Here is a 16,208-nt window from a genome sequence, read left to right on the forward strand (position 1 = left end):
GGGGCGGGACCAGGGACCGTGATCTTCCGTGGGATGGGCAAGGCCTGGGGAGCAGCGGCGATCGTCCACGTCCGCGGTGGGCGCTGGAGGAGGGCAACGCCACCGGCGCTCGTGTGTGGGAGCCGTCTCGGGAGCACGGCTGCACGCCCTGCACCACTTCTACGCCTCCGAGGAACCTGGAGGTCGGCGCATCGATCGTCTCCCTGGCCCGCCGGCTCGGGCACTCCGACCCCGGGTTCACGCTGCGGAAGTACTCCCACTTCCTGCCCCGGGCGGGCGCACGGGCAGGGCCGCCGTCGATGCGACCTTCGCCACGGATGCCGCCGCACCCTGCCTGACCCGCTTCACCGCAGGTCAGGCCGGGCGCGGCGGCATTCAGCGGTCAGATATCCCGGAAGATCTCGATCTGCGCCCCGATCGAGTTGAGGCGTTCCGCCAGGTCCTCGTAGCCGCGGTTGATGACGTAGACGTTGCGCAGTACGGAGGTGCCTTCGGCGGCCATCATGGCCAGGAGGACGACTACGGCGGGGCGGAGGGCCGGGGGGCACATCATTTCCGCTGAGCGCCAGCGGGTGGTGCCGTCGACCAGGACGCGGTGCGGGTCGAGGAGTTTGACCTGGGCGCCGAGGCGGTTGAGGTCGGTCAGGTAGATCGCGCGGTTGTCGTAGACCCAGTCGTGGATGAGGGTCTGTCCCTGGGCGCTGGCCGCGATGGCGGCGAAGAAGGGGACGTTGTCGATGTTGAGGCCCGGGAAGGGCATCGGGTGGATCTTGTCCAGTGGAGCCTGGAGCTTGGAGGGGCGAACTGTCAGGTCGATGAGGCGGGTGCGGCCGTTGTCGGCGGCGTACTCGGTGCTGCGCTCGTGGTCCAGGCCCATCTCCTCCAGGACGGCGAGTTCGATCTCCAGGAACTCGACCGGGACCCGGCGGATCGTCAGCTCCGACTCGGTGACAACGGCCGCTGCCAGCAGGCTCATTGCCTCGACCGGGTCCTCGGACGGTGCGAAGTCCACATCGCGTTCGATGTGTGCGGCGCCGTGGACGGTGAGCGTGGTGGTGCCGATGCCGTCGACCCGGACGCCCAGCTCCTCCAGGAAGAAGCAGAGGTCCTGGACCATGTAGTTGGAGGAGGCGTTGCGGATGACCGTGACGCCGTCGTGCCGGGCGGCGGCGAGCAGGGCGTTCTCGGTGACGGTGTCGCCGCGTTCGGTCAGCACGATGGCGCGCTTGGGGGCGACACTGCGGTCCACCTCGGCGATGTAGGTGCCGTCGGTCGCGGTGATCTCCAGGCCGAAGTGGCGCAGCGCCGTCATGTGCGGGGTGACGGTGCGGGTGCCGAGGTCGCAGCCGCCCGCGTACGGCAGCTTGAAGTGGTCCATCCGGTGCAGCAGCGGGCCGAGGAACATGATGACGCTGCGGGTGCGGCGTGCCGCCTCGGTGTCCATCGAGTCGAGGTCGAGTTCCGCGGGCGGGACGATCTCCAGGTCGTTGCCGTCGTTGATCCACCGGGTCCGTACGCCGATGCTGCCCAGCACTTCGAGGATGCGGTAGACCTCCTCAATGCGGGCCACCCGGCGCAGAGTTGTGCGGCCGGCGTTCAGCAGCGTGGCGCACAGCAGCGCGACACAGGCGTTCTTGCTCGTCTTCACGTCGATACTGCCGGAGAGCCGGCGTCCGCCGACCACCCGCAGATGCATCGGCCCGGCGTAACCGAGCGAGACGATTTCGCTGTCGAGGGCCTCGCCGATGCGGGCGATCATCTCAAGACTGATGTTCTGATTCCCGCGTTCGATGCGGTTGACGGCACTCTGGCTGGTGCCCAGAGCCTCCGCAAGCTGCGTCTGTGTCCAGCCACGGTGCTGCCGGGCGTCACGGATGAGCCTGCCGATGCGTACGAGGTAGTCGTCTGCCATGGGGTGACCGTATCTCAGATATGAGATGGATTCCCCATAGCGGCACGCCGAGTAGTTCTACTACTATGCGAACAATTGGGGGGTGGTCATGAAGAGTGTCATGCGTTCCGCCGCGACCTGGGGCGGCTCGGTGCGGGTCTGGATGGGGGTTGCTCCCTTCCTTGTCGTGGTCATGGTGTTCGCGGGGATCTACGGGGGAGTGGCCGACCGGCTGCCCGATCCGCTGGCCACCCACTTCCGCGACGGAGAAGCCGACGGCTTCTCCTCGGCCCAGGGCTTTCTGGCCGTCGGCCTCGCCGTGCCACTCGTCCTCGGCTGCGTCCTCGGCGCGCTCGTGCAGCTGCGGGTGTCCGCCCCCGACGTGCCGTGGCTGATCGCCGGTTGCTACGCCTCCGCCGCCGCGCTCGGCTACGCCCTCTGCGGGACGCTGCTCGCCAACGCCGGTGTCAGCGACGCCTCGGGCGCCCGGCTGACGGAGGGGCAGGCGGGCGTGGGCACCGTTGTGGCGCTGCTCGCCGGCGGCGCGCTCGGGCGGCTGCTGGCCGGGGCGGTGCCTCCGCAGCCGCGGCGGACGCCCGGCGCGACGCCCCGGCTCGACCTCCCCGCCGGTACGGCGGCCGGCTGGTCACGCACCATCAGCTCAACCCCGCTGATCGCGCTGGGTGTCCTGCTGCTCGGTGCCGGGCTCGTCGTGGGCGCCCTCGCCGACTGGCTCGCCGCCGCCGGACTGCTGGTCGGCGGTGCCCTGGTACTGCCGCCGGCCTCCGTACGGGTGACCGTGGACCGCCGCGGGCTGGTCCTCTCGCCGACGCTGCTGCCCGGTCGCCTCCGGCTGCGCCGCATCCCTCTGGACCGCGTCGCCGAGGCCGGGAGCCGCCGGATCGCCTGCTTCGCCGAGTTCGGCGGTTGGGGCTATCGCGTCCGGGCCGGCGCCAGCGGCCTCGTCCTGCGCTCGGGTGAGGGCCTCGTGGTGCGGCTCACCAGCGGCCGGGAGTTCGCGGTGACGGTCGATGACGCGGCGACGGCCGCCGCCCTGCTCAACACGTATGCGGACCGCGCGCGGGCGCGGCAGGGAGGCTGAGGTGCTCTTCCGGGTCGACCCCGGGTCGTCCGTCCCGCTCGGCGACCAGATCGCGGCCTCGGTCCGCGGCGCCATCGCCGACGGCACGGTGGACACCGGGGAGCGGCTGCCGGCCGCCCGTGAACTCGCCGCGTCCCTCGGCGTGAACGTCCACACCGTGCTGCGCGGCTATCAGCGCCTCAAGGAGGAGGGGCTGATCGAACTCCGCCGCGGCCGCGGCGCGGTGGTCATCGGGGCCGCCGCCCCCGCCCGCGCCCGCCTCGGGGAGACCGCCGAGCGGCTGATCGCCGAGGCCCGCCATCTGGGGCTCTCCGACGAGGAGATCGTGACGGTGGTGCGGTTGGGGCTCGCGGGGCGGTAGGAGAGGCGGGGGCCTGGCTTTCCACGGTCGAGGTTCGGGCGTGCCATGTCGTCCCATGGCCGCACTGTTGCACCACCCTCGCGCCGCTCCGGGTACGCGCCGAACATGCCAAGAGACCCAGTAGCCCTGCTGCCGCTGCGGCGGCATGCTCGATCGCGCCGTCCCCCAGGCCCCTTCGGGGCAACCGTTCCGCACCCGGCGTCAGCGTGGCAGCCCGGATTCGTGTGCCGTCCCGGTCTCGTCCGTCGGTGACGGGCCCGGTGCGTGGAGGCGGCGTACCTGGGGGGAGAGCAGGGCGGCGGTCGAGGCGAGGGTGATCAGGGCGGCGCAGCCGGCCAGGGCGGCGGCGACGCCGGTTCGTGCCGCGACCGGCCCGGCGATGAGCAGGCCGAGCGGCGCGAAGGCCAGTGAGCCGAACCAGTCGTACGAGCTGACCCGGGACAGCGCCGCCTCCGGTACCTCCCGCTGGAGGGTGGTCGCCCACAGGACACCGAAGATGTCGGCGGCGATGCCCGAGCCGAACATGGCGAGCGCGATCCACGGCACCGGCGCCCGCACGGCGAGCAGCGCGATCGGGAGTGCCAGCGGGAAGGTGGCCAGTACGGCGGTCAGCACCGGCCGGCGCACCCGGATGCGGGCGGCCAGCCCGGCACCCGTAATGGTGCCCAGCGCCTGGGCGGCGACGATCAGCGACCAGGACCGTGCTCCGCCCAGCCCGTCCTCGGCCGCCAGCGGCCCCAGCACACCGGCATGGGCGTTCAGCGCGGCGACGACGACCGAGTACTGCGCGACGACCACCCACAGCCACTGCCGCCCGGCGAACTCCCGCCAGCCGTCCCGCAGATGGGCCCACCCCGACGCTCCCGTGCGGGCCCGCGCGGGAAGCCGGAGCCCCCGGATCAGCAGCGCACTCACCACGAACGACGCGGCGTTGAGCGCCAGCGCCCAGCCCGCGCCGACGACGGCGACGGCCACACCGGACAGCGCGAGCCCCAGCAGCATCGAGCTGTTCATGCCGACCCGCAGCAGCCCGTTCGCCCGCTGCAGCCGCTCGGCGGGCACCAGCAGCGGAATGACACCGTCCATCGCGGGGGCGAACAGCGCGGTGGCCGTACCCGCCAGCGCGGCCAGCGCGCAGAGCGTCATCAGGGGGGCGTGTCCCGTCAGGACCATGGCGGCGAGACCGGCGTACGCGGCGGCGCCGACGAGATCGGTGACGATCATCAGCCGGGAGCGCGACATCCGGTCCGCGAGCACCCCGCCGGCGAGGACGAACACCAGCTGGGGCACCGCCTGACAGGCCAGCACCAGCGACAGCTGCCCGGGTCCCGCGCCGGGCAGCGCCAGCACCGCGAAGGACAGCGCCACCCGGGCGAAGCCGTTGCCGAGGACCGAGATGGTGCGGGCGGAGGCCAGCAGAACGAACCGCTGGTCGCGCCACAGGGGCGGGCCGGCAGGCGGCGGTGCGGTGGCGGTCGGCGGGGGCGGACTGGGACGCGTGGGTTCCGGAGTGGCCGTCACGGCGTCAGCGTAGGAGCCGGACAGGCCTGCGTGTGCGGGTTTGCCGGAGGTTCGGATCGTTGCCCAACGGGGCGTCCGCGCATGGCTGTTGGGGATACGCGATGACTGGGGGAGGAGGTATTCGTGGGTGGCCGGTGGCCGGTGGCCGGTGGCCGGTGGCCGGTGGCCGGTCCGGTGCCCCGGTGGCGCAGGCTCGGCCGGGCCGCCGTGCGCGCCCACGGCAACGCCGGGCCCCGGTGCGGGGCCCGGCGTGTGTGATGCTGCGGCCGGTGGAACGGCCGGGTGGTCCGGTCAGGCGAACTGGCCGGGGCGGTAGTCGCCGGCGGGCTGCTGGACCATGACGTTCGCCCGGTTGAAGGCGTTGATCAGGGCGATCTCGCACACCAGGGCGGCCAGCTGCTCCTCGTCGTAGTGCTTGGCGGCGTTCGCCCAGGCCTCGTCCGTGACCCCGCCGGCCGCGTCCGCGATACGGGTGCCCTGCTCCGTCAGCTCCAGCGCGGCCCGCTCGGCCTCGGTGAAGACGGTGGCCTCGCGCCACGCCGCGACCAGGTGGAGGCGTACGGAGGTCTCACCGGCCGCCGCCGCGTCCTTGCTGTGCATGTCGGTGCAGAAGCCGCACCCGTTGATCTGGCTGGCGCGGAGCCGCACCAGCTCCTGCGTCGCGGTCGGCAGCGTCGAGTTCTCGAGCACCTTGCCTGCCGCGATCACGTGCTGGAAGACCTTGCCCATGGTCGGGCTGCCGAAGAGGTCCAAACGGGCACTCATGATGTTCTCCTTTGCCGATCGGTGTTTGCACACGTACGACGGCGCAGCTCGGCAGGATGTGACATGAGCGTTTGACCTGCGTTTTTTCCTCCTGCGCCGGAGCGAGGGGCGCGACGGGGCCGTGCCGCTGCCGGGAGGCCACTCCTGGGGCCCGAACCCGGACATCCGCGTCACTCCACGTCCGGCGGGACGAACCCGGTGGTCGCGGCCTTCCGTGACCACGATCGCGGGCTGCGGGCACAGCGCACCCCGGTCGGGGCATGACCAGGGCGCGGCGATGTATTAGAGTTATCTCGACATCGAGATATTTGCCGAGAGGCGTACCGCTGCCGCGCCAGTAAGGGATACCTAACTTAGGCTCACCTTAGCGGATGGGGCAAGGACGGTGACGGCAGCATTGCGGTGGTACGCGCGAATTCATGCATGAAGGAGACTGTCGTGTCGGCGAACAGCTTCGACGCCCGCAGCACGCTGCAGGTGGGCGACGAGTCGTACGAGATCTTCCGGCTGGACAAGGTCGAAGGCGCCGCGCGTCTTCCCTACAGCCTGAAGGTGCTGCTGGAGAACCTGCTCCGCACCGAGGACGGCGCGAACATCACCGCCGACCACATCCGGGCGCTCGGAGGCTGGGACTCGCAGGCCCAGCCCAGCCAGGAGATCCAGTTCACGCCGGCCCGCGTGATCATGCAGGACTTCACCGGTGTGCCCTGCGTCGTGGACCTCGCCACCATGCGTGAGGCCGTGAAGGAGCTCGGCGGCGACGCCGACAAGATCAACCCGCTGGCGCCGGCCGAGCTGGTCATCGACCACTCCGTCATCGCCGACAAGTTCGGCACGAAGGACGCCTTCGGCCAGAACGTGGAGCTGGAGTACGGCCGCAACAAGGAGCGCTACCAGTTCCTGCGCTGGGGCCAGACCGCCTTCGACGAGTTCAAGGTCGTCCCGCCGGGCACCGGCATCGTCCACCAGGTGAACATCGAGCACCTGGCCCGTACGGTCATGGTCCGCAACGGCCAGGCCTACCCCGACACCCTCGTCGGCACCGACTCGCACACCACCATGGTCAACGGCCTCGGTGTGCTGGGCTGGGGCGTCGGCGGCATCGAGGCCGAGGCCGCGATGCTCGGCCAGCCGGTCTCGATGCTCATCCCGCGCGTCGTCGGCTTCAAGCTGACCGGTGAGCTCAAGCCCGGCACCACCGCCACCGACCTGGTGCTGACCATCACCGAGATGCTGCGCAAGCACGGCGTCGTCGGCAAGTTCGTCGAGTTCTACGGCGAGGGCGTCGCCGCCACCTCGCTGGCCAACCGCGCCACCATCGGCAACATGTCGCCGGAGTTCGGCTCCACCGCCGCGATCTTCCCGATCGACGACGAGACCCTGAAGTACCTGCGCCTGACCGGCCGCGACGAGCAGCAGGTCGCGCTCGTCGAGGCGTACGCCAAGGAGCAGGGCCTCTGGCTCGACCCGGCCGCCGAGCCCGACTTCTCCGAGAAGCTGGAGCTGGACCTGGCGACGGTCGTCCCGTCGATCGCCGGCCCGAAGCGTCCGCAGGACCGCATCGTCCTCGCCAACGCCGCCGAGCAGTTCGCGCAGGACGTGCGCAACTACGTCGAGGACGACGACGAGGCGGGCAAGGAGTCCTTCCCGGCCTCCGACGCCCCGGCCGCCACCAACGGTGTGCCGACCCGTCCGACCACGGTCACCGCCCCCGACGGCTCGACCTACGAGATCGACCACGGTGCGGTGACGGTCGCGGCCATCACCTCCTGCACCAACACCTCGAACCCGTACGTCATGGTCGCCGCCGCGCTGGTCGCGAAGAAGGCCGTGGAGAAGGGCCTGACCCGCAAGCCGTGGGTCAAGACCACCCTCGCCCCGGGCTCCAAGGTCGTCACCGACTACTTCGACAAGGCGGGCCTGACCCCGTACCTCGACAAGGTCGGCTTCAACCTCGTCGGCTACGGCTGCACCACCTGCATCGGCAACTCCGGCCCGCTGCCGGAGGAGGTCTCCAAGGCCGTCAACGAGCACGACCTGGCCGTGACCTCGGTGCTCTCCGGCAACCGTAACTTCGAGGGCCGGATCAACCCCGACGTCAAGATGAACTACCTGGCGTCCCCGCCGCTGGTCGTCGCGTACGCCCTCGCGGGTTCCATGAAGGTGAACATCACCAAGGACGCGCTGGGCACCGACACCGAGGGCAACCCGGTCTTCCTGAAGGACATCTGGCCGACCGAGGCCGAGGTCAACGACGTCGTGGCGAACGCCATCGGCGAGGACATGTTCAACAAGTCCTACCAGGACGTCTTCGCGGGCGACGCCCAGTGGCAGGCGCTGCCGATCCCCACCGGCAACACCTTCGAGTGGGACCCGCAGTCCACTTACGTGCGCAAGCCCCCGTACTTCGAGGGCATGACGATGGAGACCACCCCGGTCTCCGACATCTCCGGCGCGCGGGTGCTCGCCAAGCTGGGCGACTCGGTCACCACCGACCACATCTCCCCGGCCGGTGCGATCAAGGCCGACACCCCGGCCGGTCAGTACCTCACGGAGCACGGCGTCGAGCGTCGTGACTTCAACTCCTACGGCTCGCGCCGTGGTAACCACGAGGTCATGATCCGCGGCACGTTCGCCAACATCCGCCTGCGCAACCAGATCGCGCCGGGCACCGAGGGCGGCTACACCCGCGACTTCACCCGGGCCGCCGAAGGTGACGGGGAAGCTCCGGTGTCGTTCATCTACGACGCCTCGCAGAACTACCAGGCGGCCGGCACCCCGCTGGTCATCCTGGCCGGCAAGGAGTACGGCTCCGGTTCGTCCCGCGACTGGGCGGCCAAGGGCACCGCGCTGCTCGGCGTCAAGGCCGTCGTCGCCGAGTCCTACGAGCGCATCCACCGCTCGAACCTCATCGGCATGGGAGTCCTGCCGCTGCAGTTCCCGGAGGGCGCCTCCGCCGAGTCCCTCGGCCTGACCGGCGAGGAGACCTTCTCCGTCACCGGTGTGACCGAGCTGAACGACGGCACCACCCCGCGCACCGTCAAGGTGGCCACGGACAGCGGCGTCGAGTTCGACGCGGTCGTCCGCATCGACACCCCCGGTGAGGCGGACTACTACCGCAACGGCGGCATCATGCAGTACGTGCTGCGCTCGCTGATCCGGAAGTAAACGCAGCCGTAAGTAAGTCCCCCGCAGCAGCAGGACGGGCCGCATCCCCTCGACCGAGGGGGTGCGGCCCTTCCGTTTGCCGTACCACGGTTACCCGAGCAGCTCGATCTCGGCGAGGGTGCCGGTGCCGTCGGGCACCAGCCGGTAGTGCCGGTAGCTGTCCGGCCGGCCGATGCCGAAGACGCGGGTCTGGCGGTCCCAGGTGAAGGACTCACCGCCGCGGTGGTCCAGCCGGGTCCACCGCTTCCCGTCGGCGGAGCCCTCCAGCGTCCAGCCCTTCGGTGCCGCGGCCCGGTCCGCCGAGGTGAGGGTGTACGAGGTGACCCGTGCGGGGCGGGTGAGGTCCACGGGGGCGCCGGTGAGGGCGGCCGTGGTGCCGGAGGTGTTGTCGAAGAGCGGACCGCCGTCGGGGCCGGTCACGTCCTGGGGCGGGGCGGGGACCCGGTCGTCCTTGGTGATCGACGTCGGGGCGGCGTGCGCTCCGGTGCCCCAGTCGGACGGGCGGTCGCCCATGGCGAAGTCCAGGGTGCCGCCGCGGGCGAGGAGCCGGTGCGGCAGTGCGGTGGAGTTCCAGGGCTCGCCGTTCACCCGGAGGCCCTGGACATAGACATGGCGCGCGTTGTTCCGCGGGGCGTTGACGGTGAGATCGCGCCCGTTCTCCAGATGGACCGTGGCCTTGGTGAAGAGGGGGGAACCCACCGCGTATTCGCCCTGGCCCATCACCAGCGGGTAGAAGCCGAGGGCGCTGAAGACGTACCACGCGGACATCTCGCCGTTGTCCTCGTCGCCCGGGTATCCCTGGCCGATCTCGCTGCCGAGATAGAGCCGGGACATCGCCTCCCGGACCTTTTCCTGGGTCTTCCAGGGCTGCCCCGCCGCGTCATAGACGTAGGCGATGTGGTGGGAGGGCTGATTGCTGTGCCCGTACATGCCCATGCGGGTGTCGCGGGCCTCGGTCATCTCATGGATCACCTGGCCGTAGGAGCCCGCGAACTCCTTGGACGCGGTCTCCGGGGTGGCGAAGTAGGCGTCCAGTTTCCTGGCCAGGGCGGCGCGGCCGCCGTAGAGGTTGGCCAGCCCCCGGGTGTCCTGCGGTGCGGTGAAGGCGAAGGTCCAGGCGTTGGTCTCGGTGTAGTCGTGGCCCCAGACACGGGGGTCGAAGGTGCCCGGCGGCAGCCGCCAGCCGCCCCGGGCGTCCTTGCCCTGGAAGAAGCCGACCTTGTGGTCGAAGAGCTTGACGTAATTCTGGGCGCGGCCCAGGAAATAGGCCGATTCCTCCTTGTAGCGGGGCTTCCTGGTCTTCTCGTACAGCGCCTTGCCCATACGGGCGATACCGAAGTCGTTGAGGTAGCCCTCCAGCGCCCAGGACATGCCCTCGCGGGTGTCGGTGCTCGTATAGCCGAGGAAGGGGGAGGTGGTCATGCCCTTGCGGCCGACCCCGGGGTTCGGCGGGGCGACGGTGGCGTTCTTCACGGCCGCGGCATAGGCCGCCTCGGCGTCGAATTCCACCCCCTTGGCGTAGGCGTCGGCGAACGCCACATCGGAACTCGTCCCGGTCATCAGGTCCGCATAGCCGGGTGAGGACCAGCGGGAGATCCAGCCGCCGTCCTTGTACTGCTGGACGAAGCCGTCGACCATTCTCCCCGCGCGTTCCGGGGTGAGCAGCGAATAGGCCGGCCAGGTGGTCCGGTAGGTATCCCAGAAGCCGTTGTTGACGTGGACCTCACCGTCGACGATCTTCGAGCCGGTGTGGGTCGGGGTGTCCTGGCCGGTCTGCGGCGAGAACGGGCTGGCGTAGCGGCTGCGCGAACCGACCTTCTCGAAGCCGGAGTTGGGGTAGAGGTAGAGACGGTAGAGGTTGGAGTAGAGGGTGGTGAGCTGATCGCGGCTCGCGCCCTCGACCTCGACCCGGCCCAGCAGGTCGTCCCACTGCGCCCGCGCCCGGTCCCTGACCTCGTCGAAGGCCGCGCCGTCGGGGATCTCCCGGGTCAGGTTCGCCTTCGCCTGGTCCACGCTGATGAGTGAGGTCGCGATCCGCATGGTCACCGTGCGGTCCGCGCCGGGCCGGAAGCGGAGATAACCGGTGACGTCCTTGCCCCCTCCGCCCTCCAGCCTGCCGCCGCCGGTGACCGGGGCGTCGAAGACCCCGTAGACGAACAGCCGGGTGGCGCCGACGGACAGCCCGCTCCTGACGTCCGAGAAGCCGGTGACGACGCCGCGCCCGGTGTCCAGGCTCAGCCCGCCCTTGTTGTTGACGTTGTCGAAGATGAGGCTCGCCCGGTCCCCGGGGAAGGTGAAGCGCATCAGCGCGGCGTGATCGGTCGGGGTGATCTCCGTCTTGAGGCCGTTGTCGAAGGTCACGCCGTAGTAGTGCGGCTTCGCGGTCTCGCGGGAGTGGTGGAAGGGCAGCGCCCGGCCGGTGCGCGAGGCGTCCGGGGTGCCGGCCGCGACGGACGGCATGACCTGGAAGGTCTGCCGGTCGCCCATCCACGGGCTCGGCTCATGGCTGGCGCTGAACGCCTGGAGGGTGGGGAGGTTGTCGGCGTTGTTCTTCCGCGCGTACTCGTAGAGCCAGTCGGAGGAGCCCGCGTTGGTGACCGGGGTCCAGAAGTTGAAGCCGTTGGGGACCGCGGTGGCGGGGAAGGTGTTGCCGCGCGAGAAGCTGCCGCTGGACAGCGTGCCGCGGGTGGTGACGGCGTAGTCGGAGAGGTGCGCGAGCGGCCGGTCGGGGGCCTTGGGGGCGAGGGTGAGGTCATCGATCCAGCCGCGGAAGGCCGGGGCGGTCCGCGGTGCCGACGGCGCGTCGTAGCCGACCAGGACGCGGTCGACGGTCTTGCCCGCGGCGACCGTGCCGATCCGCGCCTCCCGGTTGTTCCACTGGTTGACGGAGAGCGTCTTGGCGGCGGCCTGGCCGCGGGGCGTCAGCGGCGTGCCGTGCTGGTCGACGGCGGACAGGTCGCTGAGGTAGGTCCCGTCGGTGAAGGCCAGATCGACGGCGGCATGGGTCGCCGGGTAGTCCGGATCGCTCTTCGCCATCTCGGGGAAGATCTTGTACGAGAGCGAGGTGGCCGCGGTGACCGGGACGTCGACATCGAAGACCTTGTCGTACGCGTAGCCGTGGCCCCGGGCGGTGTGGGTGCCGGCGTAACGCAGTGCGTGCCCGCCGGTGAAGCCGGCGTGCGCCTTGGCGGTGGGGGAGTCGGCGGGGCCGGTGTCGGTCCCGGTGGTCATGCCGGGTGCCCCCGGGGTGGTCTCCGGGTCGACACCGGAGGTGCGGGGTTTTCCGTCGGGGCCGGTCTCCACGGTGTCGGTCCAGTCCGGCCGCGGTTCGCCGGGCTCGAACGAGGAGCTGAACTCCGTGGCGTCCCGGGGTGGTTGGGGTGGTGCTGCCTGGGCCGGGCCGGGCGCGGTGGCGAGGAGCAGAGCGGCCACCACGAGGGCGACGGGGCGGGCGGTTCCCCGCAATGGACTGTGCCGGTTTCTGAGCCGCACGCGAGCCCTCTCAACGGGATTGACATCGTTGTCAGTTACATGGCGCCGAGGCAAACAGAGATAAGTAAGGTGCGTGGGGCCTTTGGTGTCAAGGGTGGCGCGGGGATCGGTGCGCCGGTCGTGTCGTCCGGCGGCTCCGGCTGCGGTCCCCTGGACGAAATCCCCGCATACCGGGGAGGTCTCAACTAGGGAAAGACTGCCGTCCAACGCCGCATCCGATCTTCCCCTGCGGCCGGAAGTGGACTATACCTGTCGGCGTCCGACGGCCCCACGGCCGAGGCCGCGAATCCGGGGGGAAGGCGGGAACGCATGACTGCCCCGCACTTCTCTGGCGTGCCCGGTGCACATCCCGTACAACTCAGCTTCATCTGACCCGCGGTGCCGGGGTGGCTCCGGTACACCGCCTGAGTCCTGAAGAAGGCGAGGACTTGAGCATGGGATTCACCTCTCCATTCAACCGTCGTGATCTGGTCAAGCGGGCCGCGGCCCTGGGAATCGTCGCCGTGCCGGCCATGGGAATGCTGTCGGCGTGCGCGAGCGGCGGCAGCGACGACAGTGACAACAAGGTCGACAAGGGAAAGAAGTCGGACCGGAATCCGCTCGCGGTCAATGAGTCGGCCGGGCTCGATGTCGTCATCTTCGACGGCGGATTCGGCGACAAGTACGCCAAGGACGCGCAGAGCGAGTATGTGAAGGCCTTTCCGAAGGCCGACGGCAAGGTGAAACTCTCCTCCACCCAGAAAATCCAGTCCACGCTGCAACCGCGTTTCAACGGCGGCAATCCCCCGGACCTCGTCGACAACTCCGGTGCGGAACAGATGGACTTCGGCACACTGGTCGCCAAGGACCAGCTGACCGACCTCTCGCCGCTCCTCGACGCCCCCTCGATCGACGACCCGGGAAAGAAGGTGCGGGACACCCTGCGCCCCGGCGTCGTCGAAATGGGTCAGTTCGGCGGCAAGGAGACCTGGCTTCTCTACTACGCGTACACGGTCTACGGCGTCTGGTACTCCAGGAGCAATCTCCGGAAGCTGGACGCGGAGTATCCGGAGACCTGGGACGACATGCTGGCCCTGTGCGCGAAGGCCAAGAAGAAGGGCGTCGCGGGCTGGACGTACCCGGGCAAGTACCCCTACTACCTTCCGTTCAGCCTCTACCCGTTCATCGCCAAGATCGGTGGTGCGGAGGTCCTGCGGAAGATCGACAATCTGGAGCCCGACGCCTGGAAGGACCCGGCGGTCAAGGCGGCCTTCGACGCCTATTACGAGCTGTACAAGAAGGGCTATGTCCTCAAGGGTTCGCCCGGACTGGACCACCTCCAGTCGCAGAAGGCGTGGGCCGAGGGCAAGGCGCTGTTCATTCCGAACGGTTCCTGGGTGGAGAACGAGTCGGCCCAGCAGATCGAGAAGAACCCGCACTTCGAGCTCGCGGTCGGCGCCCCTTCCAGCCTGTCGGACTCCGACAAGATGCCCTTCGGCACCCTCTGGGCCTCGGGCGGCGAGCCCTACATCGTGCCGCGGAAGGCCCGTAACGCCGAGGGCGCCATGGAGCTGCTGCGCATCATGCTCAGCAAGAAGTCCTCGCAGAACTTCATCCGGCAGGTCTCCTCGCTCACCTCGCTCAACGGCGGCACCGAGGGGCTGAAGCTCCCGCCGGGCCTGGCCTCGGCGCAGGCGGCGCTGCAGAAGGCCGGCGAGAACATCGTCAATCCACGGCTGCAGGACTGGTATGTGGCGCTCCAGAAGGAGCGGATCGGGGTCGGCGCGGTGGGCGAGATGATGGCCGGCCGGCTGACTCCCGACGAGGCCATCAAGAAGATCCAGAAGTACGCGGACGACACCCGCGACGACTCCAGCGTGAAGAAGTACCGGCGCTGACCGAGACGTTCGATGCGGCACCGGTGGCGGCACACGCAGGCAGAGAACGGGATCGGTAGTCATGAAACACGGTAAGTACCGTTTCATCGCGGGGTTCTTGGTCCTCCCGCTGGCGATTTACGCGATCTTCGTGATCTCGCCCTTCGTGCAGGCCATCTACTACTCCTTCACGGACTGGACCGGGCTGAGTCCGGACATGAGGATGGTCGGCTTCGACAACTATGCGCGCCTGTTCCAGGACGGTGTCTTCTGGTCCGCCGTGGCCAACAGCGTCACGTTGTTGCTGCTCCTGCCGGTGGTGACGCTCTCCCTCGGGCTCTTCTTCGCCTTTATGCTCAACGTCGGTGGCCGCCGCAGGAGGAAGGCGGTCATCGGCGGGGTGCGCGGTTCGGGCACCTACAAAATCCTCTACTTCTTCCCGCAGGTGCTGTCGGTCCCGATCGTCGCGCTGCTCTTCCAGTTCGCGTACAACCCGGAGAGCGGCGCGCTCAACGCCTTCTTCGACGCGGTCGGGCTGGACGGGGTGCAGCCGGACTGGCTGGGCGATCCGCAGCTCGCGCTGTGGTGTGTGATGGCCGCGATGGTGTGGGCCAATGTCGGCTTCTATGTCGTGCTGTTCTCCGCCGGTATGAGCTCGATTCCGAAGGACTTCTACGAGGCCGCGCTGCTGGACGGCGCGAACCGTTTCCACACCTTCTTCCGGATCACCCTGCCGCTGCTGTGGGACACCGTCCAGACCGGCTGGATCTATATGGGCATCCTCGCCCTGGACGTCTCGGCGTTCGCCTTCGTGCAGATCATGAGCGTCGGTCCGGGCGGTCCCGACTACGCGACCGAGGTCCTTCCGCTGTACGTGTACCAGAAGACCTTCCGGGACGGTCAGGCCGGATATGCGACCGCCATCGGCGTTTCCCTGCTGATCGTGACCCTCGTCTTCTCGGCCGTCGTCATGCGGCTGGGGCGGCGCGAGCGACTGGAGTTCTGATGAGTGCGCAGACAGACCCCGCGGACCTCCCGGGGGTGACGAAGGAGCACACCTCGGGCACCTCGCGGCTGCCGGGCCAACGGGGCGGGCAGGGGCGGACGGACGGCGCCGGCTCCGGCGGGGAGCGCGGTGAGGGCAGGGTCCTCAACGTCTTCTCGCACGGCGTCCTGGTGATCTGGGGACTGCTGGTCACCATGCCGCTGCTGTGGGCGGTGGTCAGCTCCTTCAAGGACGACTCGGAGATCTTCGGCTCGCCGTGGGGGCTGCCGTCGGCCCTGCACTTCGACAACTGGTCACGCGCCTGGGACAAGGCGAACATGGGCCAGTACTTCCTCAACTCGCTGATCGTGGTGGGTGGTTCGCTGATCGGCACGATGCTGCTGGGCGCGATGGCGGCGTATGTCCTGGCCCGCTTCGACTTCCCCGGCAACCGCTTCCTGTACTTCCTGTTCGTGGGCGGGATGGGCTTCCCGGTCATCCTGGCGCTGGTCCCGCTGTTCTTCGTCATGAAGAACATGGCGCTGCTGGACACCTACCACGGGCTGATCCTGGTCTACATCGCCTACTCGCTGCCGTTCACCGTCTTCTTCCTCAGCGGGTTCTTCCGGACGCTGCCGACGTCGGTGGCCGAGGCGGCGCTCATCGACGGCGCCTCCCACACCCGTACCTTCTTCCAGGTGATGCTGCCGATGGCCAAGCCCGGCCTGATCAGCGTCGGCATCTTCAACTTCCTCGGGCAGTGGAACCAGTACCTGCTGCCGACGGTGCTCAACGTCGGTGACCCGGACAAGAAGATGCTGACGCAGGGGCTGGTGGCCCTGGCGGTGAGTCAGGGCTACAAGGGGGACTGGTCCGGTCTGTTCGCCGGGCTGACGATCGCGATGCTGCCGGTGCTCGCCGCGTACATCGTCTTCCAGCGGCAGGTGGTCGCCGGTCTGACGGCCGGTGCCCTGAAGTAGGGCGGTGGGCCGGGCGCCGCCGGCGGGTGTTCCCGGGGTCCGGCGGTTCGGCGACCGCCGGTCCGGCGAAAGATTTGCGCCACCTTC

The 16,208-nt window shown here is 69.4% G+C and carries 10 protein-coding genes; 6 read left to right on the forward strand and 4 right to left on the reverse strand.

Features of this window, described 5'->3' with window-relative positions; all coding sequences use genetic code 11:
* Positions 1-382 precede the first annotated feature (382 nt).
* Positions 383-1,912 (reverse strand): helix-turn-helix domain-containing protein, encoded by a 1,530-nt coding sequence (locus tag ACWC9R_RS25560; protein ID WP_018088849.1) that lies wholly within the window; start codon positions 1,910-1,912, stop codon positions 383-385.
* A gap of 100 nt (positions 1,913-2,012) precedes the next feature.
* Between ACWC9R_RS25560 and ACWC9R_RS25565 the strand changes: the two genes are divergently transcribed.
* Together ACWC9R_RS25565 and ACWC9R_RS25570 are read left to right on the forward strand one after the other, a co-directional pair.
* Positions 2,013-2,993 (forward strand): DUF1648 domain-containing protein, encoded by a 981-nt coding sequence (locus ACWC9R_RS25565; protein WP_450734854.1) that lies wholly within the window; start codon positions 2,013-2,015, stop codon positions 2,991-2,993.
* 1 nt (position 2,994) lies between these two features.
* Positions 2,995-3,354 carry a GntR family transcriptional regulator gene (locus ACWC9R_RS25570; RefSeq protein ID WP_450734856.1) on the forward strand — a complete coding sequence of 120 codons (360 nt, stop codon included), beginning with the start codon at positions 2,995-2,997 and terminating at the stop codon, positions 3,352-3,354.
* A 201-nt stretch (positions 3,355-3,555) separates the two neighbouring features.
* Here ACWC9R_RS25570 and ACWC9R_RS25575 read toward each other — a convergent pair whose 3' ends face one another.
* The gene (locus ACWC9R_RS25575; RefSeq protein WP_450734858.1) at positions 3,556-4,875 is read right to left on the reverse strand and encodes an MFS transporter; all 1,320 of its coding nucleotides are present in this window, start codon (positions 4,873-4,875) and stop codon (positions 3,556-3,558) included.
* A 291-nt stretch (positions 4,876-5,166) separates the two neighbouring features.
* Positions 5,167-5,640 (reverse strand): carboxymuconolactone decarboxylase family protein, encoded by a 474-nt coding sequence (locus tag ACWC9R_RS25580; RefSeq protein WP_450734859.1) that lies wholly within the window; start codon positions 5,638-5,640, stop codon positions 5,167-5,169.
* A gap of 423 nt (positions 5,641-6,063) precedes the next feature.
* Between ACWC9R_RS25580 and acnA the strand changes: the two genes are divergently transcribed.
* Complete coding sequence (acnA, locus tag ACWC9R_RS25585) at positions 6,064-8,808, forward strand: aconitate hydratase AcnA (RefSeq protein WP_450734861.1); 2,745 nt, start codon at positions 6,064-6,066, stop codon at positions 8,806-8,808.
* A gap of 90 nt (positions 8,809-8,898) precedes the next feature.
* Here acnA and ACWC9R_RS25590 read toward each other — a convergent pair whose 3' ends face one another.
* Positions 8,899-12,300 carry a GH92 family glycosyl hydrolase gene (locus ACWC9R_RS25590; protein ID WP_450734863.1) on the reverse strand — a complete coding sequence of 1,134 codons (3,402 nt, stop codon included), beginning with the start codon at positions 12,298-12,300 and terminating at the stop codon, positions 8,899-8,901.
* Positions 12,301-12,734: 434 nt separating this feature from the next.
* On the opposite strand from ACWC9R_RS25590, the gene ngcE reads away from it, so the two are divergent.
* The 3 genes from ngcE to ACWC9R_RS25605 all read left to right on the forward strand — a co-directional run bounded on the left by ngcE (position 12,735) and on the right by ACWC9R_RS25605 (position 16,121).
* Positions 12,735-14,177 (forward strand): N-acetylglucosamine/diacetylchitobiose ABC transporter substrate-binding protein, encoded by a 1,443-nt coding sequence (gene ngcE / locus ACWC9R_RS25595; RefSeq protein ID WP_450734865.1) that lies wholly within the window; start codon positions 12,735-12,737, stop codon positions 14,175-14,177.
* Between the two features lie 61 nt (positions 14,178-14,238).
* Positions 14,239-15,162, forward strand: coding sequence for a carbohydrate ABC transporter permease (locus tag ACWC9R_RS25600; RefSeq protein WP_450734867.1), 924 nt, complete (start codon positions 14,239-14,241; stop codon positions 15,160-15,162).
* Positions 15,162-16,121 (forward strand): carbohydrate ABC transporter permease, encoded by a 960-nt coding sequence (locus tag ACWC9R_RS25605; RefSeq protein ID WP_450734869.1) that lies wholly within the window; start codon positions 15,162-15,164, stop codon positions 16,119-16,121. The genes ACWC9R_RS25600 and ACWC9R_RS25605 overlap by 1 nt, the downstream gene beginning before the upstream one ends.
* Positions 16,122-16,208: the final 87 nt, after the last annotated feature.

Source organism: Streptomyces sp. NPDC001219 (assembly GCF_053597915.1).

Coding starts and splice junctions, on each gene's coding strand:
- ACWC9R_RS25580 (WP_450734859.1), bottom strand. CDS start 5,640: ATGAGTGCCCGTTTGGACCTCTTCGGCAGCCCGACCATGGGCAAGGTC.
- acnA (WP_450734861.1), top strand. CDS start 6,064: ATGAAGGAGACTGTCGTGTCGGCGAACAGCTTCGACGCCCGCAGCACG.
- ACWC9R_RS25605 (WP_450734869.1), top strand. CDS start 15,162: ATGAGTGCGCAGACAGACCCCGCGGACCTCCCGGGGGTGACGAAGGAG.
- ACWC9R_RS25560 (WP_018088849.1), bottom strand. CDS start 1,912: ATGGCAGACGACTACCTCGTACGCATCGGCAGGCTCATCCGTGACGCC.
- ACWC9R_RS25565 (WP_450734854.1), top strand. CDS start 2,013: ATGCGTTCCGCCGCGACCTGGGGCGGCTCGGTGCGGGTCTGGATGGGG.
- ngcE (WP_450734865.1), top strand. CDS start 12,735: ATGGGATTCACCTCTCCATTCAACCGTCGTGATCTGGTCAAGCGGGCC.
- ACWC9R_RS25600 (WP_450734867.1), top strand. CDS start 14,239: ATGAAACACGGTAAGTACCGTTTCATCGCGGGGTTCTTGGTCCTCCCG.